Source organism: Stenotrophomonas sp. MMGLT7 (assembly GCF_021168555.1).
GTDB lineage: Bacteria > Pseudomonadota > Gammaproteobacteria > Xanthomonadales > Xanthomonadaceae > MMGLT7.
Genome location: NZ_JAJOZS010000007.1, coordinates 78,926 through 103,333, shown reverse-complemented (window position 1 = coordinate 103,333; position 24,408 = coordinate 78,926). Strand labels below are relative to the sequence as shown.

Annotated in this window: 20 protein-coding genes and 1 pseudogene; 11 read left to right on the top strand and 10 right to left on the bottom strand. The window is 70.8% G+C overall.

The window, feature by feature from the left end; genetic code table 11:
• Positions 1-119 precede the first annotated feature (119 nt).
• Positions 120-1,403 (top strand): MFS transporter, encoded by a 1,284-nt coding sequence (locus tag LRX76_RS10880; RefSeq protein ID WP_231805014.1) that lies wholly within the window; start codon positions 120-122, stop codon positions 1,401-1,403.
• A 24-nt stretch (positions 1,404-1,427) separates the two neighbouring features.
• Here the strand turns inward: LRX76_RS10880 and LRX76_RS10875 are convergent, their stop codons facing one another.
• Positions 1,428-2,732: a diguanylate cyclase gene (locus tag LRX76_RS10875; RefSeq protein ID WP_231805011.1), complete on the bottom strand. Its 1,305-nt coding sequence runs from the start codon at positions 2,730-2,732 to the stop codon at positions 1,428-1,430.
• Between the two features lie 314 nt (positions 2,733-3,046).
• Between LRX76_RS10875 and LRX76_RS10870 the strand changes: the two are divergent.
• The 4 genes and pseudogenes from LRX76_RS10870 to LRX76_RS10855 all read left to right on the top strand — a co-directional run.
• Positions 3,047-4,168: pseudogene (locus LRX76_RS10870) on the top strand (HlyD family secretion protein); the annotation flags it as partial.
• Complete coding sequence (locus tag LRX76_RS10865; RefSeq protein WP_331716772.1) at positions 4,165-5,742, top strand: MDR family MFS transporter; 1,578 nt, start codon at positions 4,165-4,167, stop codon at positions 5,740-5,742. The pseudogene LRX76_RS10870 and the gene LRX76_RS10865, both read left to right, overlap by 4 nt.
• A 7-nt stretch (positions 5,743-5,749) precedes the next feature.
• On the top strand, positions 5,750-7,294 hold the full coding sequence (locus tag LRX76_RS10860) for an efflux transporter outer membrane subunit (protein WP_231805006.1): 1,545 nt from the start codon (positions 5,750-5,752) through the stop codon (positions 7,292-7,294).
• 70 nt (positions 7,295-7,364) lie between these two features.
• Complete coding sequence (locus LRX76_RS10855; RefSeq protein WP_231805003.1) at positions 7,365-8,729, top strand: NAD-dependent succinate-semialdehyde dehydrogenase; 1,365 nt, start codon at positions 7,365-7,367, stop codon at positions 8,727-8,729.
• 276 nt (positions 8,730-9,005) lie between these two features.
• Here LRX76_RS10855 and LRX76_RS10850 read toward each other — a convergent pair whose 3' ends face one another.
• From LRX76_RS10850 to LRX76_RS10815, 8 genes are all read right to left on the bottom strand, one after another.
• Positions 9,006-9,998, bottom strand: coding sequence for a magnesium and cobalt transport protein CorA (locus LRX76_RS10850; protein ID WP_231805000.1), 993 nt, complete (start codon positions 9,996-9,998; stop codon positions 9,006-9,008).
• A gap of 14 nt (positions 9,999-10,012) precedes the next feature.
• Positions 10,013-11,248, bottom strand: a complete 1,236-nt coding sequence (locus LRX76_RS10845; protein WP_231804998.1) for a DUF4105 domain-containing protein — start codon at positions 11,246-11,248, stop codon at positions 10,013-10,015.
• Positions 11,249-11,645: 397 nt separating this feature from the next.
• Positions 11,646-12,524 carry a transporter associated domain-containing protein gene (locus LRX76_RS10840; RefSeq protein ID WP_231804995.1) on the bottom strand — a complete coding sequence of 293 codons (879 nt, stop codon included), beginning with the start codon at positions 12,522-12,524 and terminating at the stop codon, positions 11,646-11,648.
• Positions 12,525-12,877: 353 nt separating this feature from the next.
• On the bottom strand, positions 12,878-13,405 hold the full coding sequence (locus tag LRX76_RS10835; RefSeq protein ID WP_231804992.1) for a hypothetical protein: 528 nt from the start codon (positions 13,403-13,405) through the stop codon (positions 12,878-12,880).
• A 2-nt stretch (positions 13,406-13,407) separates the two neighbouring features.
• On the bottom strand, positions 13,408-13,893 hold the full coding sequence (ybeY, locus tag LRX76_RS10830; RefSeq protein WP_231804989.1) for an rRNA maturation RNase YbeY: 486 nt from the start codon (positions 13,891-13,893) through the stop codon (positions 13,408-13,410).
• A 34-nt stretch (positions 13,894-13,927) separates the two neighbouring features.
• Positions 13,928-14,479 (bottom strand): hypothetical protein, encoded by a 552-nt coding sequence (locus tag LRX76_RS10825; protein ID WP_231804987.1) that lies wholly within the window; start codon positions 14,477-14,479, stop codon positions 13,928-13,930.
• 1 nt (position 14,480) lies between these two features.
• A complete protein-coding gene (locus tag LRX76_RS10820; protein ID WP_231804984.1) occupies positions 14,481-15,464 on the bottom strand; it encodes a PhoH family protein in 984 nt (327 codons plus the stop codon).
• Between the two features lie 230 nt (positions 15,465-15,694).
• Complete coding sequence (locus LRX76_RS10815) at positions 15,695-16,513, bottom strand: shikimate 5-dehydrogenase (protein WP_231804982.1); 819 nt, start codon at positions 16,511-16,513, stop codon at positions 15,695-15,697.
• 434 nt (positions 16,514-16,947) lie between these two features.
• Here LRX76_RS10815 and LRX76_RS10810 point away from each other — a divergent pair, with 434 nt between their 5' ends.
• From LRX76_RS10810 to LRX76_RS10795, 4 genes are read left to right on the top strand one after another with little or no spacing between them, the layout of a single operon-like run.
• The gene (locus LRX76_RS10810; RefSeq protein WP_231804979.1) at positions 16,948-17,640 is read left to right on the top strand and encodes a TetR/AcrR family transcriptional regulator; all 693 of its coding nucleotides are present in this window, start codon (positions 16,948-16,950) and stop codon (positions 17,638-17,640) included.
• A complete protein-coding gene (locus LRX76_RS10805) occupies positions 17,640-18,614 on the top strand; it encodes an HlyD family efflux transporter periplasmic adaptor subunit (RefSeq protein WP_231804976.1) in 975 nt (324 codons plus the stop codon). Before LRX76_RS10810 ends, LRX76_RS10805 begins: the two co-directional genes overlap by 1 nt.
• A 28-nt stretch (positions 18,615-18,642) precedes the next feature.
• Positions 18,643-19,581: an ABC transporter ATP-binding protein gene (locus LRX76_RS10800; protein WP_231805175.1), complete on the top strand. Its 939-nt coding sequence runs from the start codon at positions 18,643-18,645 to the stop codon at positions 19,579-19,581.
• Positions 19,578-20,669, top strand: a complete 1,092-nt coding sequence (locus LRX76_RS10795; RefSeq protein ID WP_231804973.1) for an ABC transporter permease — start codon at positions 19,578-19,580, stop codon at positions 20,667-20,669. The genes LRX76_RS10800 and LRX76_RS10795 overlap by 4 nt, the downstream gene beginning before the upstream one ends.
• A gap of 4 nt (positions 20,670-20,673) precedes the next feature.
• On the opposite strand, the gene LRX76_RS10790 is transcribed toward LRX76_RS10795, so the two are convergent.
• Complete coding sequence (locus LRX76_RS10790) at positions 20,674-21,612, bottom strand: LysR family transcriptional regulator (RefSeq protein WP_231804971.1); 939 nt, start codon at positions 21,610-21,612, stop codon at positions 20,674-20,676.
• Between the two features lie 220 nt (positions 21,613-21,832).
• Here LRX76_RS10790 and LRX76_RS10785 point away from each other — a divergent pair, with 220 nt between their 5' ends.
• Both LRX76_RS10785 and LRX76_RS10780 read left to right on the top strand, forming a co-directional pair.
• On the top strand, positions 21,833-23,239 hold the full coding sequence (locus LRX76_RS10785; protein ID WP_231804968.1) for a sodium:solute symporter family protein: 1,407 nt from the start codon (positions 21,833-21,835) through the stop codon (positions 23,237-23,239).
• Between the two features lie 14 nt (positions 23,240-23,253).
• The gene (locus LRX76_RS10780; RefSeq protein WP_231804964.1) at positions 23,254-24,408 is read left to right on the top strand and encodes a muconate/chloromuconate family cycloisomerase; all 1,155 of its coding nucleotides are present in this window, start codon (positions 23,254-23,256) and stop codon (positions 24,406-24,408) included.

Sequence of the window (24,408 nt, the reverse complement as noted above, 5' to 3'; positions counted from 1 at the left end):
CGCCGCCGCATGCCGCGGCGTTGCTTTCTTTCGCAACCATCTTGCATGTGCGCCAAAACTGTGCATGCACCGCGCGATCTGCCAGAATCGCCCCGTTTCCGCCGCCTTGATCGCCCTTGATGAATGCAACAGTCGCAACACCCGGTGTCGCCGCCAATTCTCCCGCCCGCGTGCTCGCGGCGAGCCTGATCGGCACCACGATCGAGTTCTTCGACTTCTACATCTACGCCACCGCGGCGGTGCTGGTGTTCCCGCACCTGTTCTTCCCGGCCGGCGACAGCGGCGCGGCGACGCTGCAGTCGCTGGCGACGTTCGCGGTGGCCTTCATCGCGCGGCCGTTCGGCTCGGCGCTGTTCGGCCACTTCGGCGACCGCATCGGCCGCAAGGCCACGCTGGTGGCGGCGCTGCTGACGATGGGCATCTCCACGGTGGTGATCGGGCTGCTGCCGACCTATGCGCAGATCGGCGTGCTGGCGCCGGCGCTGCTGGCGCTGTGCCGCTTCGGCCAGGGCCTGGGACTGGGCGGGGAGTGGGGCGGGGCGGTGCTGCTGGCCACCGAGAACGCGCCTCCCGGCAAGCGCGCCTGGTACGGCATGTTCCCGCAGCTGGGCGCGCCGCTGGGGTTCATGCTGTCGGCCGGCACCTTCCTGATCCTGGGCGAGGCGCTCAGCGACGAGGAGTTCCTGCAGTGGGGCTGGCGCATCCCGTTCCTGGCCAGCGCGCTGCTGGTGGTGACCGGGCTGTGGGTGCGGCTGAAGATCACCGAGACGCCGGACTTCCAGAAGGCGCTGGACCGCAACGCGCGGGTGCGCCTGCCGATGTGGTCGGTGCTGTCGCAGCATGCCGGCGCGGTGGTGCTGGGCACGCTGGGCGCGTTCGCCACCTTCGTGCTGTTCTACCTGATGACGGTGTTCGCGCTCGGCTACGGCACCGCCACGCTGGGCTACGGCAAGGAACACTTCCTGCTGCTGCAGATGCTCGGCATCCTGTTCTTCGCCGCCGGCATCCCGATCTCGGCGCTGTACGGCGACCGCCGCAACGTGCGCTCGGCGATGATCGTGGCCAGCGTGGCGATCTTCCTGTTCGGCCTGGTGTTCTCGCACCTGTTCCAGGCCGGGCACCCGTGGATGGTGCTGCTGTTCCTGTCGCTGGGCTTCTTCGCCATGGGCCTGACCTACGGGCCGTGCGGCACGCTGCTGGCGCAGATGTATCCGGTGGAGGTGCGCTACACCGGCGCCTCGCTGTCGTTCAACCTGGCCAGCATCCTGGGCGCGGCGCCGGCGCCGTACGTGGCCACCAAGCTGGCGTCCGGGTACGGCCTGCAGGCAGTGGGCTACTACCTGGGCGCGGCGGCGGTGCTGAGCATCGTGGCGCTGCTGCTGTCGAGCAACGCGCGGCGCTGAGCGCGGCGGCCGCGGGGCCGGCGCTCAGCCGTGGCTGACCACGCGGTCGCGGCCACCGGCCTTGGCCAGGTACAGGCGGCGGTCGGCCTCGCTGATCAGCTGGTGCAGCGAATCGTGCGAGGGGTCGCCGCTGCGGCACACCCCGATGCTGACCGTCAGCGACAGCGCGGTGTCGCCGACCGGGACGCGCAGCTGGCCGATGCGCATGCGCAGGCTCTCGAAGTAGTCGTCGGCGTTGGCCGCGTCCAGGCCCGGCACCAGCAGGCAGAATTCCTCGCCGCCGAAGCGCGCCACCAGGTCCTGCGGCCGTGCATGGCCGGACACCGAGGCGGCCACCGCGCACAGCGCCAGGTCGCCGGCCTCGTGGCCCCAGGTGTCGTTGATGTGCTTGAAATGGTCGATGTCGAGCATCGCCGCGGCCACCGGCTGGTGGCTGGACAGCCACTTCGGCAGCAGCCGCTCGCTGTTTTCCAGGAAGTGGCGGCGGTTGGGCAGGCCGGTGAGGAAATCGCGCGTGGCCAGGTCCTGCAGCGTGCCGATCAGTTCCAGCTGGTCCACGTTCTGCGAGATGCGGCAGAAGAATTCCTCGCGCGAGTACGGCTTGCGCAGGAAGTCGTTGGCGCCGTTCTTGAGGAAGCGCGGGATCAGCGTGGGGTCCGCGTTGCCGGACAGGCCGACCACCGCGACGCGGTCGCGCGCGCGGATGGCGCGCAGGCGGCGGGTGAACTCCACCCCTTCCATGCCCGGCATCTCCTGGTCCACCACGGCCAGCCGGATCGTGGCGTCCTTCTCCACCGCCAGCAGGCCGGACGCGCCGTCGTCGGCCTCCACCACGCGGTAGCCGTACATGGACAGCAGGCCGCCGGCATAGGCGCGCGCGGAGGGCGAATCGTCCACCACCAGCGCCGAGATGCGGCGGTTGCGCTCGAGCCGGCGCACCAGCCAGACCAGGTAGTCGACGGCGCCCGGCGCGTTCTTGAGCACGTAGTCGATGACCTGCCGCGCCAGCGCGCGCTGGCGCAGGTCCTCGTCGTACACGCCGCTGACGACCACCGTGGGCAGGTTGCGGGTGGCGAAGAAGTCCAGCACCGCGTCGCGGTCGCCATCGGCCAGCACCAGCCCGGTGAGCACCAGGAACCAGTCGTCGAACCGTTCCAGCAGGCGTCCGGCCTCGGCCAGCGACGATGCGACGGTCACCGGCAGCTCCACCCGCGTGCGGATCTCGTGCCCGAGCATCGAGGTGAACGCGCGCGAGTTCTCGACCAGCAGCACGCGCTGGGGCAGGGTGCCCGATGGCGGGCGCTGCGGCGGCGCCGGGAGCGGGGACATGGAGGTCGGTGGCGCGTTTTCCGGGCGATGTCGGAGCCATTATCGGCCGTCCGGTGGTTGGCTTTAGTGCTGACAGGCCCTACGCTGCGCCGGCAGCACCCGCGTGCGCGGTGGTGGTCCGCCGCCCCGTGCATTCACGTTCCATCAGCACTGCGGCATCTACATTGCCGCCTGTCGTATCGCAGCCGGCCACCGGGCGGTTACCGGGGGATACGTCAGCAAGGAGTCCCGACTTGGCCAGCCCAGAACAACCGCAGACCCGGTCTGCCGCTTCCGATTCCAACGACTCGAACACCGACGCGGAGGCCGAGCGCCGCCCTTCGCCGCTGAAGAACCCCAAGGTCAAGTGGACCCTGATCGTCATCGGCATCGTGCTGCTGGCGGTGCTGCTGGTGTGGTTCGTCCACTGGCTGCTGGTCGGGCGCTACATGCAGGAGACCAACAACGCCTACCTGCAGGCCGATTCGGTGGCGGTGGCGCCGCGGGTGAACGGCTACGTGACCGACGTGTTCGTCACCGACAACCAGTGGGTCAAGGTCGGCGAGCCGCTGCTGCAGATCGACGAGCGGACCTACCGGGCCACGCTGGAGCAGGCCGAGGCGGTGGTGGCGGTGCGCCAGGCCGACATCGCCGCGGCCGAGGCCGGCCTGCAGGGACGCCATTCCAGCCGGGTCGAGGCGCAGACGCAGGTCGCTTCCGCCGCCGCCAGCCTGAAGTTCGCCAGGGCCGAGGTGGCGCGGTTCGCGCCGCTGGCCGCCTCCGGCGCCGACACCCACGAGCACCAGGAAAGCCTGCAGCACCAGCTGCAGCAGGCGCAGGCCCAGTACGACGCCGCCCGGGCGCAGCTGGCCGGCGCCGACAGCGGCATCGAGGCGGCCGCCGCGCAGCTGGAGCAGGCGCGTGCCGGGCTCAAGCAGGCCCAGGCCGATGCCGACCAGGCGCGCATCGCGGTGGAGGACACCCGCCTGAGCGCGCGCATCGACGGCCGCATCGGCGACAAGACCGTGCAGGTGGGCCAGTTCGTCGCCGCCGGCACCCGCACCATGACCGTGGTGCCGGTGGAGTCGCTGTACCTGGCCGCCAACTTCAAGGAAACCCAGGTCGGGCTGATGCGCCCCGGGCAGCCGGCCGAGATCAAGGTCGACGCATTGCCCGGCGTGAAGCTGCGCGGCGAGGTGGAAAGCATCTCGCCGGGCACCGGCTCGCAGTTCGCGCTGCTGCCGGCCGAGAACGCCACCGGCAACTTCACCAAGGTCGTGCAGCGGGTGCCGGTGCGCATCCGCGTGCAGGCCGGAGAGCACGCGCGCAAGGTGCTGGTGCCGGGCATGTCGGTGGAGGTCAGCGTCGACACCCGCTCGGCCAAGGACGAAAAACACGTGCTCAAGGACGAGGAACCCGCGCGCGGAGAACCCGCGGCGGCGGAACCGCGCAGGTGAACGCCACCGCCACCCGCACCGGCCCCAGCGCCCCGGCCAAGGCCGATGCCTCGGCGTGGCTGGCGGTGGCGGCCGGCACCATCGGCTCGTTCATGGCGACGCTGGACATCTCCATCGTCAACGCCGCACTGCCGACGATCCAGGGCGAGGTCGGCGCCAGCGGCACCGAGGGTACCTGGATCTCCACCGCCTACCTGGTCTCGGAGATCGTGATGATCCCGCTGGCCGGCTGGTTCGTGCGCACCCTGGGGCTGCGCAACTTCCTGCTGATCTGCGCGATCTCGTTCACCGGCTTCTCGGTGATGTGCGGGCTGTCGGACTCGCTGACGATGATGATCCTCGGCCGCATCGGCCAGGGCTTCACCGGCGGGGCGATGATCCCCACCGCGCTGACCATCGTCGCCACCAAGCTGCCGCCGTCGCAGCAGACCCAGGGCACCGCGCTGTTCGGCATGACCGTGATCCTGGGCCCGGTGATCGGCCCGCTGCTCGGCGGCTGGCTGGCCGAGAACCTGAGCTGGCACTACGCCTTCTTCATCAACGTGCCGGTGTGCGCGGCGCTGATCCTGTTGCTGCTGCTCGGCCTGCACCACGAGAAGATGGATCTTCCGGGCCTGCTGCGTGCCGACTGGCTGGGCATCTTCGGCCTGGGCACCGGCCTGGGCGCGCTGACCGTGGTGCTGGAGGAGGGCCAGCGCGAACGCTGGTTCGAGTCGGGGATGATCATCGGCCTGAGCCTGCTGTCGCTGCTCGGCTTCGCCGCGCTGGCGCTGGCCCAGGTCACCAGCCGCGAGCCGGTGATCCGGCTGTCGGTGCTGCGCAACCGCAGCTTCGCTGCGGTGTTCGTGATGGTGCTGGTGACCGGACTCATCCTGTTCGGCGTGATGTACATGATCCCGCAGTTCCTGGCGATGATCGCCGGCTACAACACTGAGCAGGCCGGCTACGTGCTGCTGCTGGCCGGTCTGCCGACGGTGCTGCTGATGCCGCTCACGCCGAAGATGCTGTCCACCATCGACGTGCGGGTCATGGTCATGACCGGCATGCTGTGCTTCGCCGGGGCCTGCTTCGTCAACCTCAGCCTGACCGCCGACAGCGTCGGCCAGCACTTCGTCATCGGCCAGCTGCTGCAGGGCTGCGGCCTGGCGTTCGCGCTGATGGCGCTGAACCAGGCGGCGATCTCCTCGGTGCCGCCGGAGGAGGCCGCCGACGCCTCCGGCCTGTTCAACGCCGCGCGCAACCTCGGCGGCTCGATCGGGCTGGCGATCATCTCCACCTTCCAGGAACGGCGCATGGCGCTGCACCTGGACAACATCGGCAGCGCGGTCACCGCCAACTCGCCGATGGCGCAGGACGCCGTGCGCGGCCTCACCGCGCAGCTGCAGTCCGCTTCAGGCAGCGAGGCGGCGGTGCGCGCGGTCGCCGAGCTGGGGCGGGTGGTGCAGCAGCAGGCGCTGGTGATGGCCTACAACGACCTGTTCTGGATCTTCGGCATGATCGTGGTGGCCTCGCTGCCGCTGGTGTTCCTGCTCAAGCCGCTGCCCAAGGGCGAGATCTCGCTCGCGATGCACTGAGATGGCCATGTCTTCATTCCGCACACGCTTCTTCCTGGCTTCCGCATTGCCGCTGGCGCTGGCCGGCTGCATGCTCGGGCCGGACTACGTCCGGCCGCAGGTGGCCGCGTCGGCCCAGGCCCAGCCGCGGCTGGTGCGCGCCGATCCGCAGCTGGTGGTGGCCGCGCCGCCGCTGCAGCGCTGGTGGACGCAGCTGCACGACCCGCAGCTGGACTGGCTGGTCGACCGGGCCCTGGCCAACAGCCCCAACCTGCGCGCGGCCGAGGCGCAGCTGCGTGCCTCGCGCGCGCTGGTGCGCCAGCGCCGTGCCGAGATGCTGCCGTCGATCGGCGCCACCGCGGTCTACGGCCACGCCACCGCGCCGGACTGGGCCAAGGACAGCGTGCGCAGTACCGCCGGCGAGGTCGCCGACGCGATCGAGGGCAGCGCCGGTGCCGAGGCCGCGCAGGCGATCCGCCAGCGCGCCCAGGCACTGGACATGGACATGGACCTGTACGACGCCGGCTTCGACGCCAGCTGGGAGCTGGACCTGTTCGGCCGCCGCCGCCGCGCCGCCGAGGGCGCGCGCGCCAAGGCCGAGGCCAGCGCGGCCGACCTGGCCGACGCCCAGGTGCAGCTCACCGCCGAGGTCGCGCAGGCCTACTTGGGCTACCGCGGCAATCGAGAGCGGCTGGCGATCGCGCGCGACAACCTGGAACGCGCCGAACGCATCCTGGCGCTGACCCGGCAGCGGCGCGATCGCGGCGCCGACTCGGACCTGCAGGTGGAACGCGCGGTGGCGCAGGTGCACCAGCAGGAGGCGATGGTGCCGCAGCTGGAGGCCGACGCCCAGGTGGCGCTGGACCAGCTGGCGCTGATGATCGGCCGCGAGCCGGGTGCGCTGGATGCGATGTTCGCGCAGGACCGCCCGCTGCCGGACCTGCCGCAGCGGGTGCAGGTGGACGACGCGGCGGCGCTGATCCGGCGGCGCCCGGACGTGCGCCGCGCCGAGCGCGAGCTGGCCGCCTCCTCGGCGCAGATCGGCGAGGCGCTGTCGGCCTACTTCCCGCAGGTGACCCTGCTGGGCTCGCTGGGCATGTTCGCCACTTCGGCCAGCGACCTGGGGGCGGACGCGGTGAACTGGGCGGTGGCGCCTATGCTGCGCTGGTCGGTGTTCGACTTCGGCCGCACCGGCGCCCAGGTCGAGCAGGCCCGGGCCGGCAACCAGGCGCGCCTGGCCGCCTACCAGGGCACCGTGCTGGCCGCGCTGCAGGACGCCAACGGCGCGCTGTCGCGCTTCGGTGCCGCGCGCCGGCAACTGGGCAGCGCGCAGCAGGCGCAGGCCTCGGCCGCCCGTGCGGCCGCGCTGATGGAGCAGCGCAACGCCGCCGGCGCCTCGTCGCTGATCGACACCCTGGACGTGCAGCGCCAGCGCCTGTCGGCCCAGGACGGCGCCGCGCAGGCGCAGCTGCAACTGCTGGTGGGCTACGTCGCGCTGCAGAAGAGCCTGGGCCTGGGCTGGGGCACGCCGCCGGCCACGCAGGCGGGCGATGCCGGCGCGGCTGCGCCGTAGGTAACGATGTTTCGACCGCAACGGGCGTAGGCTTGTGCGCATTGCCATAGGCACTGTGCAGGAGTCCGTGATGACCGTGGAAACCGTCAATCCCGCCACCGGCAAGGTGGAGTACCGCCTGGAACTGATGGGCGCCGACGATGTGGAGCGGCGCCTGGCCGCGGCCGAGCAGGCATTCCCGGCCTGGTCGGCGCTGTCGCTGGACGAGCGTGGCCGCCATCTGCAGCGCGTCGCGGACGGGCTGCGAAAGCGCAGCGAGGACATCCAGCGGATCATGACCGCCGAGATGGGCAAGCTGCGCGGCGAAGCGCTGGCCGAGATCGAGAAATGCGCGCAGGCCTGCGACTACTACGCCGACCATGCGCTGGAATACCTGCAGCCGCAGAGTATCGCCACCGAGGCCGCGCGCAGCTACGTGCGCTACGAGCCGCTGGGCTGCGTGTTCGCGCTGATGCCGTGGAACTTCCCCCTCTGGCAGGTGTTCCGCTTCCTGGCGCCGGGCCTGATGGCCGGCAACGTGGCCGTGCTCAAGCATGCGTCCAACGTGCCGCGCTGCGCCGACGTCATCAACGAGGTGCTGCAGGCCGCGGGATTGCCGGCCGGCGTGTTCGACGTGCTGCACATCGACAACGACCAGGCCGCGCAGGTGCTGCGCGACCGCCGCATCGCCGCCGCCACCCTCACCGGCAGCGAGCGCGCCGGGCGTTCGGTCGCGGCCACCGCCGGCGACCAGTTGAAGAAATGCGTGATGGAGCTGGGCGGCAGCGACGCCTTCGTGGTGCTGGCCGACGCCGACCTGGACAAGACCGTGGCCGCGGCGGTGAAGTCGCGATTCGACAACAGTGGGCAGACCTGCATCGCCGCCAAGCGCTTCATCGTGGTCGAGGCGGTCGCCGAGGCCTTCGTCGAGCGCTTCGTCGCCGCGGCCAGGGCGCGCGTGTACGGCGACCCCAACGACGAGGCCACCACGCTGGCGCCGATGGCGCGGGCCGACCTGCGCGACGAGCTGCACGGGCAGGTGTTGTCCAGCATCGAGAACGGCGCGCTGCCGCTGCTGGGCTGCGAGCCGGTGGCCGCCAGCCACGCCGGCTACCCGGCCTCGATCCTGGACAACGTGGGGCCGGGCATGCCGGCCTACGACGAGGAACTGTTCGGGCCGGTGGCGGCGATCATCCGCGTCGAGGACGAGGCCGAGGCGGTACGCGTGGCCAACGACACCACCTTCGGCCTGGGTGGCAGCGTGTGGACCGCCGATGCCGACCGCGGCGAGGAGGTGGCGCAGCAGTTGCAGTGCGGTGCGGCCTTCGTCAACTCGATCGTCCGCAGCGACATCCGGCTGCCGTTCGGCGGCATCAAGCGTTCCGGCTACGGCCGCGAACTGGCCGAGCCGGGCATCCGCGAGTTCACCAACATCAAGACCGTCTACGTGGCTTGAGTGCAGCGTTGGCAGGTAAGCATTTCCTTTCCCTGCGTCGTGCCGCCTCTTCCGAGCAAGACATGAACAGAAATCCTTCTCCCGCTTGCGGGAGAAAGTGGCGCGCAGCGCCGGATGAGGGCGCTTTTGCCGTGCCTTTCCCATGGCCCCAGGCAGCCCCCATCCGCCCTTCGGGCACCTTCCACCCCGAGGGTGCCCAGCCCCGCAAGCGGGAGAAGGGAGCAGCTCATGCGGGGACGGTGTCGCAGGCGCCTCGTCGCCGTGCAGCGCCTTGCCCTAAAGCCAGCGCACCCGCTTGAACAGCCGGTACAGCCCCACGCACACCGCGGCCACCACCACGATCAGCACCGGGTAGGCGAAGCGGCCCTGCAGTTCCGGCATGTGCGCGAAGTTCATGCCGTACCAGCTGGTGATCAGCGTCGGCGCGGCCAGCAGCGCCGCCCAGGCGCCCAGGCGCTTGACCGTCTCGCCCTGCGCCAGGGTGACCAGCGACAGGTTCACGCTCAGCGCGGTGCCGAGCATCTCGCGCAGGGTGTCGGTGGAGTCGTTGATGCGGACCGCATGGTCGTGCACGTCGCGCAGGTACGGCTTCATCTCGTCGTGGATCAGCGGGCTGCTGCTGCGCCGCAGCTGCGCCAGCACGTCCTGCAGCGGCGCCACCGCCAGCCGCATCTTGTTGAGCTCGCGCTTGAGCTCGTACAGGCGGATCACCGTGCTGCGCCGGTAGTTCTCGGCGAAGATGTCCTTCTCCAGCGAATCCAGGGTGTCGCGGAAGCCGGTGACCACCGGCAGGTAGTTGTCGACCACGAAGTCCAGCACCGCGTACAGGCAGAAGCCCGGGCCCAGCGCCAGCCGTGCCGGCTCGCGCTCCAGCCGCTCGCGCACCGGCGCGTAGGACAGCGAGGCGCCGTGGCGCACCGTGACCAGGAAGTGCGGGCCGAGGAAGGCATGGGTCTCGCCGTAGCGGATGCGCTCGTCCAGCAGCTGCGCGGTATGCACCACCGCGAACAGGGTGTCGCCGTAGGTCTCGATCTTGGGGCGCTGGTGGGCGTTGAGCGCGTCCTCGACCGCCAGCTCGTGGAGGTCGAATTCGTCGCGCAGCTTGCGCAGCACCTCGTCGTCGGGCTCGTACAGGCCCAGCCAGACGAAGCCGTCGAGCTGCAGCATGTCGCTGATGGCGTCGAAGGCGATGTCGCGGCGATGCCCCTGGCCGTCGTAGTGCGCGCAGGTGATGACGCTGGGCGGATTGGCCGGGGCGGGGGAGTTCATCGCGCCATCGTGATTCAGCGCGCGGCGGCGGGCAAGCGTGGCCGCGTGAACGACCATGCCAGTGCCGCGTGCAGCGGCAGCAGCAGCGCGATCCACTGCAGGTTGAACTGCGGCTGCGCCGACAACCAGTGCAGCAGCAGCGCGACACCGGCCAGCGCCGTCACCGTCCACAGGGTGGCGGCGAACCAGCGCCCGGGCCGGCGGCGGCGCAACAGCGCCACGGCGCCGAACAGCAGCGCCAGGCACAGCGGGTCGAGCAGCAGCAGGTTGCGGTTGGCCCAGGCGGCCTGGTGCGCGGTGAAGCCCCACAGCCACGCCAGCACGAGCCCGCCGACTGCGCACAGCAGCCAGAACGGGATGGCCAGCGCCGCCAGCAGCCGTGGCCGCCGCCGCAGCGAGCACAGGCCGGCGGCCAGCACCACGCCGGCCAGCAGCCAGGGCCACCAGGGACGTGGCGACTCCGCCGGCTCGGGCGGCAGGCGCTGCGGCAGTACCTGCTGGCGTGCCTGCACCAGCGGGCGGCCCTCGCTGTTGACCGCCTGCTCCAGGCTCTCGGCCAGCCGCATCGGCACGAAGGCCTCCTGCCAGCGCGACAGCGGGCGGTCGGCGTAGGGCCCCAGGCCGAGGTCGAAGCCGATCCACATCCAGGTCGCCGGCGACGCCAGTCGCACCGACTCGCTGCGGTAGGTGTTGCCGCGCGAGCGTCCGGCCAGCTGGGTCTTCAGCGCACCGCCCATGGCGTGGTCGATGGCGTCGCGCACCATCGTGGCGCAGTTGGCGGTGAAGTAGTCGTAGCGGTAGCGCGCGTTTTCCGGGCGCGCACGCTCGGCCAGCGCATCGGCCAGCGCCTGCGCCTGCGCGGCGGGCAGGTCCAGCCACTGGATGTCCACGCCGCGGCCGCTGTCGCGGTACTGGGCCAGGTCCTCCTCCAGCGGCAGCGCGACCAGCCAGTACATCATCTCGCCGCGGGCGAAGCGGCCGACGAAGTCCGGCTCGCCGGGATCGAAGTAGCCGAAGTTGTAGGAGGTGGCGCGGCCGCTGGCCGGGTCCGCCACCACGATGGCGTCATGGCCGAAGCGCTCGAAGAACACCTCGCCCGGCTGCATCGTGGCCACGCCGATGCGCGGCGGCAGCTGCTGCGCGCCGGCCGGCAGCGCGAGCAGCAGGCACAGAAGCAGCAGCCCGCACAAGGCGGCCCACAGCGACGATCCGCTCGATGGCACGCTCGGGACCATGCTTTTCCACGTCATTGAGGTGCTTGGAGATTGCAACTCCCCTCGCGCAGCCGTGTAGTGCGGGCAGGCATCCTGCGGAAGGCGAGGCTCGACGCCATGTCCGAGTGGCGACGATCTTCCCAGGCCCGGAGGGCGCCGCCCATGGATGGGCGGCCTGCCGCGATCAAGCATGTTCCGACCGAGCCACGCAGGGCGAGTCGGAAAATCCCGATAGCCCTTCCGATGAAGGCTCTTGACGTTGCAGGGGAGGCGTTTTTCTTTGGTCCGTTGCTTTGGGCGTTTTCCAAAACAAATGAACCCGGCCGCGACAGCGGCCGGAAGCCCCGGCTTCCGGTGCTTCCGGCTTGCCAATAGCCCGATGACTGCCTCGGCGCAGCCTTCCGTATCGATGGGACGGTCAAAGGCATGACGCTCAGGACTCTTCCTCGGGCGCGGGCGGCAGCACGGTGACATGGAACGCGCGCACGCGGCGGCTGTCGGCGCGTGCCACCCGGAACAGGAACCGCCCCAGCGCCAGCTCCTCGCCGGTCTCGGGCAGGTGGCCGATGGCGTCGGTGACCAGGCCGCCGATGGTGTCGTACTCGTCGTCGGGGAAATCGGCGCCGAAGCGCTCGTTGAAGTCCTCGATCGGGGTCAGCGCGTCGACCACGTACTGGCCGTCGGCCTGCACCGCGATCAGCTTGGCGTCGTCCTCTGCGATGTCGTGCTCGTCGTCGATCTCGCCGACGATCTGCTCCAGCACGTCTTCGATGGTGACCAGCCCGGCGACGCCGCCGTACTCGTCCACCACGATCGCCATGTGGTTGCGCGAGAGCCGGAACTCCTTGAGCAGCACGTTGAGCTTCTTCGACTCGGGGATCAGCACCGCCGGGCGCAGCAGCTCGCGCACGTTGCGCGCCGGCTTGCCGGCGACGATGCCGGGCAGCAGGTCCTTGGCCAGCAGGATGCCGAGGATCTCGTCCTTGTTCTCGCCATGCACCGGGAAGCGCGAGTGGCCGGACTCGACCACCTGCGTCATCAGCTCGTGCAGATCGGCCTCGGCCGCCAGCGAGACCATCTGCGAGCGCGAGACCATCACGTCGCCCACGGTCAGTTCGGAAATGGAGATCGAGCCTTCCATCATCCGCAGCGTGTCGGCGGCGATCAGGCCGTCCTGCTGGGCGGTGCGCAGCAGCGCGACCAGTTCGTCGCGGCTGTGCGGCTCGTTGGAGAACGCCGCGCTCAGGCGTTCCAGCCAGCCGCGTCGTTTTTCGGAGTTGTCGGAGGTATGGCTACTGTCGTCTTCTGACATTGAACTTGCGGGGAAACGGCACCCGGCACGCCGGGCGATGGAAGGAGTCTAGCAGGGAAGCCGCGACCCGGGCTGAGGTCCGCGAAAGCCGCGCACCGCCCCGCCTGTAGCAGCGGCCGTAGGAGCGACGGTAGGAGCGACTTCAGTCGCGATGGGCTCCACCGGGAAGGCTCCGATCGCGACTGAAGTCGCTCCTACGGCAAACCGCAAGCCCCGGGGCCGCTGGATCGCGAATCGCAGCCATGAAAGCCTTTTCCCGAATCCCGAATCCCGAATCCCGAATCCCGAATCCCGAATCCCGATTCCCGGACGCTTTCCGACAGCCGCAGGCTGGCCATCCCGAATCCCGTCCGTCACGGCAGGTCGAGGCTGTAGCTGCAGCCGGCCAGGGTCCTGCCCGGATGCGACCTGACGTTGGAGACGCTGAGCACGATCGACTCGATCATCGGCTCGCCGGTCCTAGGGTCGGCCACGTCGTCGCTGACCAGCTCGCGCCCGTACATCACCTTGTCCGGGGTATCCACGCCTTCCTCCAGCCGCAGCTGCCGCGCCAGCACCCGCGGGTCGGACAGGTCCAGGACCGCCATCACGGCGGGGCCGGAGAAGGCGATCTGCGAGGTCGCGTGGCCGAACACCGTGATCGGCTCGGCCAGCGTGTATTCGGTCATGAACGGGTTCTGCTGCGGCAGCGGCCGCCAGCCCAGCGCCACCGCCTCGAGCGGGTCGCCCAGCACCGGCGCCAGCGCGGCGAAGTCGGCCACGCGCTGGCGGCATTCGATCAGCGCCTTCAGGTCGATGGCCGGCGCCGGCGGGGCGGCCGCACCCGGCACGGCCGGCAGCGCCAGCAGCAGGGCCACGGCCGCGGCCAGGCGCGCATGCATCCTCAGCGTTCCCCCGCGTACGGGTCGTCGATGTCCAGCACCGCCAGGATCTCGCGTTCGAGCTGCTCCATCGCCTCGGCCTCCTTGTCGTCCTCGTGGTCCCAGCCGAGCAGGTGCAGCACGCCGTGCACGGTGAGGTGGGCGTAGTGCGCGGCCAGCGGCTTGTGCTGCTCGGCGGCCTCGCGCGCGACCACCGGCGCGCAGATCACCAGGTCGCCCAGCAGCGGGAACTTGACGCCCTTGGGCAGGCCCTCGGGGATCTCGGCCGGGAAGCTCAGCACGTTGGTGGCGTAGTCCTTGCCGCGGTAGTGGTGGTTGAGCGAGCGGCCCTCCTTCTCGTCGACCAGGCGGATGGCCAGGTCGGCCTCGCGGATGCGTCCGGCCAGCGCCGTCGCCACCCACTTGCGGAAACTCACTGCCGCCGGTAGCCCGGCGCGGGGCAGGGCATAGCTGACGGCGACGTCGAGGCGGATCGGTCCGCGGGTCATGGTGCGTATTTCCTGTAGCGATGAAGGGGAAGGGTCAGGTGACGCATGTGACCAGCCGGAGGAACCGCGTGTCCTCCAGCCAGTAGTGCTTGCCGCCCAGGGGGCCGTTGCGGCAGTGGCTGTCGACGTCGACCACGGTCACGGCGGGAGCGAAGCCCGGCCGGTCGGTCACGGACACGGCCGCCTCGCCGGCCTCGATCAGGGATGCGAGCAGGTACCGGCTGTCGTTCGGAACCTGCTCGAACGTGACGACGTTGCAGCCGAGGGCATCGCGGGGAGCACGCTCGGTCGCGCGCAGCAGGAGTGCGGCGCGATCGCCGGCGATCCAGGCCAGGCGTTCGCGTTCGTCGCTCCAGGACTGCCGGTGTGGCGGGCGCGCCGCCACGTAGCGATCGAACCGCGACCGCGGGATGCTGGCCGTCACCGCTTCCTGCAGGCCGATGGAAACGCAGGGGGGCGCGACGTCCGCCAGCATCGCCACGGTGCGGCTGGTCGTGGGAATCCGCGCCGCTTCCCGCGGAGCGGCGGCGAAGGCCGGCCCGATCGCCTGCGCCAGCAGCAGGACCGCGATCGTCCCGCGCCGCATCTCAGTCCGTTCCGGTCTGCGCATCGCGCGTGTCGCGCTTGTCGTAGGCGCTGACGATCCTGGCCACCAGCGGATGGCGGACCACGTCGCGCGACTCGAAGAAGGTGAAGCTCACGCCCTCGACCTCGTGCAGCACCTCGATGGCATCGCGCAGGCCGGACTTGACGTGCTTGGGCAGGTCGATCTGGGTCAGGTCGCCGGTGACCACCGCGGTGGAGCCGAAGCCCAGCCGGGTCAGGAACATCTTCATCTGCTCGATGGTGGTGTTCTGCGCCTCGTCCAGGATGACGTAGGCGTCGTTGAGGGTGCGCCCGCGCATGTAGGCCAGCGGCGCGATCTCGATGACGCTCTTCTCCAGCAGCTTGACCACCTTCTCCACGCCGAGCATCTCGTACAGCGCGTCGTACAGCGGGCGCAGGTAGGGATCGACCTTCTGGCTCAGGTCGCCGGGCAGGAAGCCGAGCTTCTCGCCGGCTTCCACCGCCGGGCGCACCAGCACCAGCCGCTGCACCCGCGATTCGTTCAGCGCCTCCACCGCGCTGGCCACGGCCAGGAAGGTCTTGCCGGTGCCGGCCGGGCCGATGCCGAAGTTGATGTCGTGGGTGGCGATGGCGTGCAGGTACTTGGCCTGATTGGGGCCGCGGCCGCGCACGGTGCCGCGCTTGACCTTGATCGCCACGTCCTGCGGCTCGTACTCGCGGCTGGCCACGTGCTCGACGTTGGCGTCGTTCAGGCGCAGGTGGATGGCGTGGCTGTCGAAGGTGGTGCCCAGCGTCTCCTCGTACAGCGCGTGCAGCAGCCGCTCGGCGGCCAGCACCGCCTCGTGCGGGCCGCTGACGCGGAACACGTTGCCGCGGTTGGCGATCTCCACGCCCAGCTTGAGTTCGATCTGGCGCAGGTGCTCGTCGAACGGGCCGGCAAGATTGGCCAGCCGCTCGGTGTCGGCCGGTTCCAGGATGAAGTCGCGGTGTGCGGATTTGCTCATGGGATGAGGCGGAACCTCGTGACCGAGCGTCCGCCGATACGCAGTGGAAGGACTGCAAGGTTAGCGCGCGGGTGCGGCGCCGGCCAGTTCGCCTTGCCTGCGGTTCAGCCGCGCCTGCGTGCATCGTCCATGCATGCAACGTGCGGCGCGGGCAAGGCCGGTGCCCGCGCCCCGGGACGAAGGCCGCGCCGTGCCTGCCCGTGCTGTACAGGCGGTCGCGCCGGCAGGCGTCAACCGCGCGCGTGCGCGGCGGCCGCAGCGATCAGCGCATCGTCCGGGCGGACGCCGGTGTACAGCACGAATTGCTCCACCGCCTGCAGCACGATCACCTCGGCACCGCTGATCACCGGCTTGCCGAGTTCGCGCGCACGCCGGATCAGCGGGGTCTCGGCGGGCAGGGCGACCACGTCGAAGACCCACTCGGCACGGCGGATCTCGTCCTCTTCGAATGCCAGCTGCCCGGCCTCGGCACCGCCTTCCATGCCGATCGGGGTGACGTTGACCAGCAGCCGCGCGTCGAGCCCGCGCGTGTCCGGCGTCCAGGCGAAGCCGCTGCTGGCGGCCAGGCGGCGGCCGCTGTCCGCGTTGCGGGCGACGATGTGGCCATTGCCGAAGCCGGCATCGCGCAGCGCGCAGGCCACCGCCTTGGCCATGCCGCCGCTGCCGCGCAGCGCCAGCGGCAGGGTGGCCGGCACGCCGTGGCGGGCGATCAGGCTGGCCACCGCGGTGTAGTCGGTGTTGTAGCCGCGCAGGACGCCGTCGTCGTTGACGATGGTGTTGACCGAGTCGATCGCTGCCGCCGAGGCCTCGACGGCATCTAGCAGCGGGATGCAGGCCTCCTTGAACGGCATCGACACCGCGCAGCCGCGGATGCCCAGTGCACGGATGCCGCCGATCGCCGCCGGCAGGTCGCGCGTGGTGAACGCCTTGTAGACGTAGTCCAGTCCCAGCGCCCGGTAGAGGTGGTTGTGGAAGCGGGTGCCGAAATTGCCGGGACGTCCGGACAGCGACATGCACAGGCGGGTGTCGCGGCTGATGCTCAAGGACATGGCGATCCGAAGCGATGCGGGGACGCCATTGCACCGCAACGCGGGTGCCGGCCGCAATTGCGCCGGGCATGGCATCGACGGGAGGGCATGGGCAGGACGGGCGGAACGGCGGCGCTGCTCGTGGCCCTGGGCACCGCCTGGGTGAGAGCGACGATCGGCGTCTGCCCGGATGGCCGCGTAGCCCGGGTAAGCGCAGCGCACCCGAGACAGGGAGCCGGGGCGCGACTTCCACCCGGGTGCGGCCTTCGGCCTCACCGGGGCTACGCATTGCACATGCCGGTACGGCGTCCTTCCTCGCAGGCGGCATGGGTGCTCGCGGGAGCATCGTGAGGTTTGGCGCCCGTAACCCACCGGCAGAGGTGATGGCGATGCCGCCAGGCAACCTCAGGCCAAGTACGGTTGACAGTTAATTAATTCATGAATTAAATAAGTGCATGGCCGACTCCACTCCTCCGCTTCCCTCTGCATTGCCGGGCGAGGCCCGGGTCGCCAGGCGCGGGCCGGGCCGTCCGTCCGCGCTCGATGCCGATGCCACCGGGCAGCGCACCACGCTGCTGCGTGCGGCGCTGGACTGCTACGTCCGCCATGGCGTCTCCGGCACCACGCTGCGGCACATCGCCGACCACGCCGGGGTGACGCCGGCCACCCTGCACTATCACTTCGGCAGCCGCGACGGGCTGCTCGACGCCGTGGTCGAGGAGCAGCTGCTGCCGGCGCTGCTGCCGATGCAGGAGGCGGTGCAGGCGGCCGGCGAGGACGTCGCCGCCTCGGTGGCGGCGCTGGTCAATGGCCTGTGCGCGGTGATCCAGGCCCATCCGTGGCTGCCGCCGCTGTGGGTGCGCGAGGTGGTCAGCGAGGGCGGGGCACTGCGCGGGCTGCTGGTCGAGCGCATCGCTCCGACCGTGGCGCAGACGCTGGCCGCGCGCTTCGCCGCGGCGCAGGCGCGCGGGCAGGTGAACCCGGACCTGGATCCGCGCCTGCTGATGGTGTCGCTGATCGGCCTGACCATGTTCCCCGCCGCCGGCGCGCCGATCTGGCGGCAGGTGTTCGGCGCCGACGAACTGGGCATCGAGGATGTGCGCGTGCACGCGCTGACGCTGCTCGACCGTGGTCTGGAGCTGAAATGATGGAACCGTCGCTATCGCGTACTTTCCGCCGGCAGGCCTTGGCCGGCGTGCTGGCGCTGCTGGTGGCCGGCTGCGGGCAGAAGCCGCCGCAGGTGCTGGGCACGCTGGAGTGGGACCGCATCGCGCTGCCGGCGCCGGCCGACGAGCGCATCGTCGCCATCCACGTGCGCGAGGGCCAGCAGGTGCAGGCCGGCACGCCGCTGCTGGAACTGGATCCCACCCGTACCCGGGCGCAGCTGGAAGCGGCGCAGGCATTGGAACGGCAGAACCGCGAACTGCTGGACGAGCGCGAGCACGGCCCGCGCGCGGAACAGATCGCACAGGCGCGCGCCAGCCTGTCGGCGGCGCAGGCCGAGGTGGCCGATGCCGAGGCCTACTACCGCCGCCTGCAGCCGCTCGGCCAGCGCCGGCTGGTGGCCGCCTCCGAAGTCGATCGCGCCCGCGCCGCGGCCGGCAGCGCCCGTGCCCAGGTGCGCGTGGCCGAGCAGGCGCTGCTGGAACTGCAGCGCGGCACCCGTCCCGAGCAGGTCGCGCAGGCCGGGTCGGCGCTGGCCGCGGCCACCGCGCAGGCCCAGGCGCAGGCGGTGCTGCTGCAGAAGCTGGAACTCGTGGCGCCACGCGCAGGACGGGTGGACAGCCTGCCTTACCGCCTCGGCGACCAGGCCGCGGTGGGCGCGTCGCTGGCGGTGCTGCTGGTCGGCGACAGGCCCTATGCGCGGGTCTACGTGCCGGAGACGCTGCGCGCCGGGGTCAAGGTCGGCGACGCGGCGCGCATCTACATCGACGGCCGCGAGCAGCCGTTGCCCGGGCGGGTGCGCATGATCCGCAGCGAGCCGGTGTTCACTCCGTACTACGCGCTCACCGGCGCCGACGCGGCACGCCTGAGCTACCTGGCCGAGGTGAGCGTGCAGCAGGCGCCGACGCAACTGCCGGCCGGCATCCCGGTGCGGGTGGAATTCGATGGCGGCCGCTGAGCGAGCCCTGCCGCACGACGCAGCGGCGATCCGCGCGCGCGGGCTGACCAGGCGCTTCGGCGCGCTGGCGGCGGTGGACCGTGTCGACCTGGATGTGCCGCGCCGGCAGGTGTACGGGTTCCTCGGGCCGAACGGCTCGGGCAAGTCCACCACCATCCGCATGCTGTGCGGGCTGCTCACGCCCAGCGAGGGCGAGATCGAGGTGCTGGGTCTGCGCGTGCCGCAGCAGGCCGAGCAGCTGCGCACGCGCATCGGCTACATGACCCAGCGCTTCTCGCTGTTCGAGGACCTAACCGTGCTCGAGAACCTGGAGTTCATGGCCGCGGTGCAGGGGCTGGCGAAGGCGCGGGCGCGGCAGCGCATCGCCGAGCTGGTGTCGCAGTACCACTTCCAGGATCGCCGCGGGCAGCTGGCCGGCACCCTCAGCGGCGGGCAGAAGCAGCGCCTGGCGCTGGCCTGTGCGGTGATCCATGACCCGGAACTGCTGTTCCTGGACGAGCCGACCAGCGCGGTCGATCCGGAATCGCGCCGCGACTTCTGGGAAAAACTCTTCGACCTGGCCGACGCCGGCACCACGCTGCTGGTGTCCACCCACTACATGGACGAGGCCGAGCGCTGCCACCGCATCGCCATCCTCGACCGCGGCCGGCTGGTGGCCGACGGCTCGCCGGACGAGCTGGCGCAGCGGCTTTCCGGCCGCACCCTGCTGGTGCAGTCGGCGCAGCCGCGGCAGGCGCAGAAGCTGCTGGCCGACGCCGACGGCGTGGTCAGCGTGGCGCAGATCGGCAACGCCCTGCGCGTGCTGACCGCCGACCGCGCGGACATGCAGGCGAGGGTGGGGCAGGTCCTGCGCCAGGCAGGCGTGGAGGCGGAGGTGGCGCCGGTGCACCCGAGCCTGGAGGACGTGTTCGTCGCCGCCACCCGCAGGCGGCCCGGGGCCGATGCCGGTGCGCAGGTGCCGGCATGAACTGGCGCAGGCTGCACGCGGTGATGCTCAAGGAACTGCGCCAGCTGCGCCGCGACCGCATCACCCTGGGCATGATCCTGGGCATCCCGGTGGCGCAGCTGCTGCTGTTCGGCTATGCCATCAACACCAACCTGCGCGACCTGAGCGCCGGCATCGCCGACCAGGCCAACACCGCCGCCTCGCGTGCGCTGGTGATGGACCTGGCCGCCACCACGGTGATCGATCCGGTGCTGGCCGCGCGCACGCCCGACAAGCTGATGCAGGCCATGCGCCGCGGCCGGATCAGCCTGGGCATCGTGGTGCCGCCGGATTTCGAGCGCCGCCGCAGCGAGGGCCGCGAGCTGGTGCAGGTGCTGGTGGACGGCAGCGACAACGCGGTGCAGAGCGCGGCCGCGCAGCTGGCGCAGATGCCGGTGGCCGGGTTCAGCGGGGTCCAGGCCGCCAGCGTGCGCCCGATCAGCGTGGTCGGCTTCTACAACCCGCAGCGGCGCTCGGCGCTGAACATCGTGCCCGGGCTGATCGGGGTGATCCTGACCATGACCATGGTGCTGTTCACCGGCGTGGCGATCGTGCGCGAACGCGAGCGCGGCAACATGGAGCTGCTGATCGCCACCCCGCTGAGCAGCGCCGAACTGATGATCGGCAAGGTGCTGCCGTACGTCGCCATCGGCCTGCTGCAGGCGTCGGTGGTGCTGGGGCTGGGCACGTGGCTGTTCCAGGTGCCGGTGGCCGGCAGCCTGCTGCAGGTCTACCTGGCCTCGCTGCTGCTGATCGCCGCCAACCTGACCCTGGGTCTGCTGATCTCCTCGCGGGCGAAGTCGCAGTTCCAGGCCACGCAGATGACCTTCTTCGTGTTCCTGCCGTCGATCCTGCTGTCCGGCTTCATGTTCCCGTTCTCGGGCATGCCGCGGGCGGCGCAATGGCTGGCCGAGGTGTTGCCGCTGACGCACTTCCTGCGCCTGATCCGCGGCGTGATGCTGCGCGGCGCCGGGCTTTGGGAGATGTGGGCCGACGTGCTGGCGCTGCTGGCCTTCACCGCGGTGATGATGGCCCTGGCGATCCTGCGCTTCCGCAAGCGGCTGGACTGAGTGCTCAGGGATCGGCGCCGCCTTCGAGCAAGGTGTAGGAATTGGCCAGCCACGGATGCGGCTCGGCGTACATCTGCAGCAGCAGCTGCCGCAGCAGCGCGACCGGGCTGGTCTCGTCGCTGCGGCGGTAGCTCAGGATGATCGGCGAGGTGGCGTGGGGATCGTCGATCAGCCGGTAGCGCAGTTCCTGGCGCATGCTGCCGGCCGAGCCGGGGATGACGCACACGCCGGTCTCGGCGGCCACCAGGCCCAGCGCGATCTGCAGCTCGCTGACCTCGTACACCGACAGCGGGCGCACGCCGTGGTCGCGCAGCAGCGACAGCACCTGGTCGGCGAAGCTGGGGCGCGGCCGGCTGGGATAGACCACCAGGTGCTCGCCCGCCAGCGCCGTCAGCGGCAGCGGACCGGGATCGCCGGCCAGCGGATGGTCGGTCGGCAGCGCCACCACCAGCCGTTCCTCGCGCAGCACCAGCCGCTCGATGGCGTCGTCGTCGCTGCGGATGCGGCCGAAGCCGAGGTCGATGCGCCCGGCCTTGAGCTCCTCGTTCTGGCCGCCGGACATGATCTCGACCAGGCGGATGTCCAGGTCCGGGCGCCGCTGGCGCAGGCGCCGCACCAGCAGCGGCAGCCCGCCGTAGAGCAGCGAGGCGACGAAGCCGATGGTCAGCAGCTGGCGTTCGCTGTGGCCCACCCGGCGGGTGGCCTCCTTCATCTGCTCCACCCGCCCCAGCACCTGCAGGGCTTCCTCGTAGAACAGCCGGCCGGCGTCGGTCAGCCGGATCGGGCGGCTGCTGCGCACCAGCAGGTGGGTGCCCAGTTCCTCCTCGATCTGCTGGATCTGCCGGCTCAGCGGCGGCTGGGCGATGTGCAGCCGCTCGGCCGCGCGGGTGAAATTGCGCTCCTGGGCGACGGCGATGAAGTAACGCAGCTGGCGCAGGTCCATCGGGATTAGACCAAAGTCGAATGATGCTTCCAGCGGCATGTTGCAGCGAAGCAAAACGAGATAACAAGCCGCTCCCGGGAAATATATACCTTCAAGGTATCAAATGCTGCCCAACATGATCTTGGACGCATGGCCGTGCCGGTAGCAGCCTGCGCGGGTACGCCGACCGGCCCCGCGAAGGTGCCGGCCGATCCCGCTCCACGGTCATGTCGGAGGGCCTATGACCAATACAACAGGCGCGCTGCTGGTGACGGGCATCTACGTCCTCGGGCTCGCGGCGATCAGTCTCTGGGTGCGTCGCCACGCGCGCTCGTCCGGCGCCTATACCGATGGCGGCGGGCATTTCCCCGCTGTGCTGATCGGGTTCCTGATGCTGTCCGAGTTCATCGGCACCGCGGTCAGCATCGGCACCGCCCAGACCGGCTACCAGGTCGGCATCTCGGCGTCCTGGAACCTGTTCGCGCTGGCGCTGGGCTTCGTCCTGTTCGCCTGGCTGATGGCGCGGCGCTACAAGCAGCTGGGCCTGAACACGATTTCCGGCGTGCTGGCGAGCAACTACGGCGAGCGCACCCGCATCGCCACCTCGGTGATCACCATCTTCGCGCTGGAGATCGTCGCCGTCTCCATCTATGCCAGCGGCGGCGCGGTGCTGGCCGGGCTGCTGGGCATCAATCGCGTGCTGGCCACGGTGATCGTCGGCGTGGTGGCGGTGGTGTACGTGAGCGTCGGCGGCATGCGCTCGGTGATCTACACCAACTTCGTGCACGCCTCGATCAAGTACGTGGGCGTGCTGATCGCGCTGGCCTTCGCCCTGGGCCAGGTGGGCGGCGTGGCCGGGCTGCGCCGGCAGCTGCCGGCCGCGATGTTCGACTGGACGGCGGTGGGCTGGGGCCAGATCGTGGCCTGGATGATCGCCGGCATCGGCTCGATCTTCTCCACCCAGTACGTGATCCAGGCGGTCAACGCGGTTAGCGTGGCCGGCAAGGCCCAGCGCGCCTGCTTCTACTGCGCGGGGCTGATGGTGCCGTTCGGCATCTGCGCGGCGCTGATCGGCATGTGCGCGGCGGTGCTGTTCCCGGGCATCGAGTCGATCCAGGCCTTCCCGCGCCTGATCGGGCGGATGGACGGGCTGGCGGCGGGACTGGTGGTGGCCGGCCTGGCCGGCTCGCTGTTCGGCACCATCTCCGCGGTCAGCATGGGCTCGGCGACGCTGCTGCTGCGCGATTTCTACGACCCGTACTTCAACCCCGACCGGGACGACCGCAGGTCGCTGCGCTTCGTGCGCATCGCCACGCTGGTGGTCGGCCTGCTGCCGATCGCGCTGGCGCTGCTGTCGACCAAGGTGCTGATGATCGCCTTCCTCGGCAAGGCGCTGCGCGCCTCGCTGGCGGTGCTGGTGCTGCTGGTGTTCTACGCGCCGCGCTTCGGCACGGCCACCGGCGCCTTCGTCAGCATCATCGCCTCGCTGGTGGCCACCGTCGGCTGGTACCTGGCCGGCAATCCCTGGGGCGTGGACAACGCCTACGTCGCGCTGGCCACGCCGCTGCTGATCATGGGCCTGAGCCAGCTGTTCAAGCGCGGCGACGCGGCGCCTGCCGCCGGGCAGGCCACCTCACTTTCTTCCTGAACCACGGGAGCCGAATGACCACCATCGAATCGATCGAGACCCTGCTCGTCGATCTGCCCACCATCCGCCCGCACCGCCTGTCCGTGGCGACGATGCACGGCCAGACCCTGATGCTGGTGCGCGTGCGCTGCTCGGACGGCATCGTCGGCCTGGGCGAGGGCACCACCATCGCCGGCACCGCCTACGGCGCGGAAAGCCCGGAAGGCATGAAGCTGGTGGTGGACCGATACATCGCCCCGGCGCTGACCGGCGCCGATCCGCGCCGGGTGCGGGCGGCGATGGCGCACGTGGGCAAGCTGGTCAAGGGCAACCACTTCGCCAAGTGCGCGGTGGAGACCGCGCTGCTCGACGCCCAGGGCAAGCGCGCCGGGCTGCCGCTGTCCGAGCTGCTGGGCGGGCGCGTGCGCGATGCGCTGCCGGTGGCCTGGACGCTGGCCTCGGGCGACACCGGGCGCGACATCGAGGAGGCCGAGCGCATGCTCGACGTGCGCCGGCACAAGGTGTTCAAGCTCAAGATCGGCCGCCGTGCGCCGGCCGAGGACGTCGCCCACGTGGCGGCGATCAAGCGCGCGCTGGGCGACCGGGCCGCGGTGCGGGTGGACGTGAACATGGCCTGGAGCGAGAGCCAGGCGCTGCGCGCGCTGCCGGCGCTGGCCGATGCCGGCTGCGAGCTGGCCGAGCAGCCGGTGGCCTCGCTGCTGGCGATGCAGCGGCTGGCGCGGCGCTTCCCGATCGCGCTGATGGCCGACGAATCGCTGACCGGCCCGGAGAGCGCGTTCGAGGCGGCGCGGCGCGGCGCGGCCGATGTGTTCGCGGTCAAGATCGAGCAGTCCGGCGGCCTGTTCGCCGCGCGCGAGGTGGCCGCGATCGCCGACGCGGCCGGCATCGAGCTGTACGGCGGCACCATGCTGGAAGGCGCGGTGGGCAGCATCGCCTCGGCCCACGTGTTCGCCACCTTCCCGAACCTGCAGTGGGGCACCGAGCTGTTCGGGCCGCTGCTGCTGACCGAGGAGATCCTCGCCGAACCGCTGCGCTACGCCGACTTCCAGCTCGCCGTCCCGGCCGCGCCGGGGCTGGGCATCGTGCTGGACGAGGACCGCGTGCAGGCGTTCCGGCGCGATCGCGACCGCATCGCGGTGCCCGCGGGCACCGCCCAGAAGGAGGACTGA

Excerpts from the sequence above, each read along its gene's own strand:
- LRX76_RS10880 (WP_231805014.1), top strand. The coding sequence starts at position 120 with ATGAATGCAACAGTCGCAACACCCGGTGTCGCCGCCAATTCTCCCGCC.
- LRX76_RS10875 (WP_231805011.1), bottom strand. The coding sequence starts at position 2,732 with ATGTCCCCGCTCCCGGCGCCGCCGCAGCGCCCGCCATCGGGCACCCTG.
- LRX76_RS10860 (WP_231805006.1), top strand. The coding sequence starts at position 5,750 with ATGTCTTCATTCCGCACACGCTTCTTCCTGGCTTCCGCATTGCCGCTG.
- LRX76_RS10855 (WP_231805003.1), top strand. The coding sequence starts at position 7,365 with ATGACCGTGGAAACCGTCAATCCCGCCACCGGCAAGGTGGAGTACCGC.
- LRX76_RS10850 (WP_231805000.1), bottom strand. The coding sequence starts at position 9,998 with ATGAACTCCCCCGCCCCGGCCAATCCGCCCAGCGTCATCACCTGCGCG.
- LRX76_RS10845 (WP_231804998.1), bottom strand. The coding sequence starts at position 11,248 with ATGACGTGGAAAAGCATGGTCCCGAGCGTGCCATCGAGCGGATCGTCG.
- LRX76_RS10840 (WP_231804995.1), bottom strand. The coding sequence starts at position 12,524 with ATGTCAGAAGACGACAGTAGCCATACCTCCGACAACTCCGAAAAACGA.
- LRX76_RS10835 (WP_231804992.1), bottom strand. The coding sequence starts at position 13,405 with ATGCATGCGCGCCTGGCCGCGGCCGTGGCCCTGCTGCTGGCGCTGCCG.
- ybeY (WP_231804989.1), bottom strand. The coding sequence starts at position 13,893 with ATGACCCGCGGACCGATCCGCCTCGACGTCGCCGTCAGCTATGCCCTG.
- LRX76_RS10825 (WP_231804987.1), bottom strand. The coding sequence starts at position 14,479 with ATGCGGCGCGGGACGATCGCGGTCCTGCTGCTGGCGCAGGCGATCGGG.
- LRX76_RS10820 (WP_231804984.1), bottom strand. The coding sequence starts at position 15,464 with ATGAGCAAATCCGCACACCGCGACTTCATCCTGGAACCGGCCGACACC.
- LRX76_RS10815 (WP_231804982.1), bottom strand. The coding sequence starts at position 16,513 with ATGTCCTTGAGCATCAGCCGCGACACCCGCCTGTGCATGTCGCTGTCC.
- LRX76_RS10810 (WP_231804979.1), top strand. The coding sequence starts at position 16,948 with ATGGCCGACTCCACTCCTCCGCTTCCCTCTGCATTGCCGGGCGAGGCC.
- LRX76_RS10805 (WP_231804976.1), top strand. The coding sequence starts at position 17,640 with ATGGAACCGTCGCTATCGCGTACTTTCCGCCGGCAGGCCTTGGCCGGC.
- LRX76_RS10795 (WP_231804973.1), top strand. The coding sequence starts at position 19,578 with ATGAACTGGCGCAGGCTGCACGCGGTGATGCTCAAGGAACTGCGCCAG.
- LRX76_RS10790 (WP_231804971.1), bottom strand. The coding sequence starts at position 21,612 with ATGGACCTGCGCCAGCTGCGTTACTTCATCGCCGTCGCCCAGGAGCGC.
- LRX76_RS10785 (WP_231804968.1), top strand. The coding sequence starts at position 21,833 with ATGACCAATACAACAGGCGCGCTGCTGGTGACGGGCATCTACGTCCTC.
- LRX76_RS10780 (WP_231804964.1), top strand. The coding sequence starts at position 23,254 with ATGACCACCATCGAATCGATCGAGACCCTGCTCGTCGATCTGCCCACC.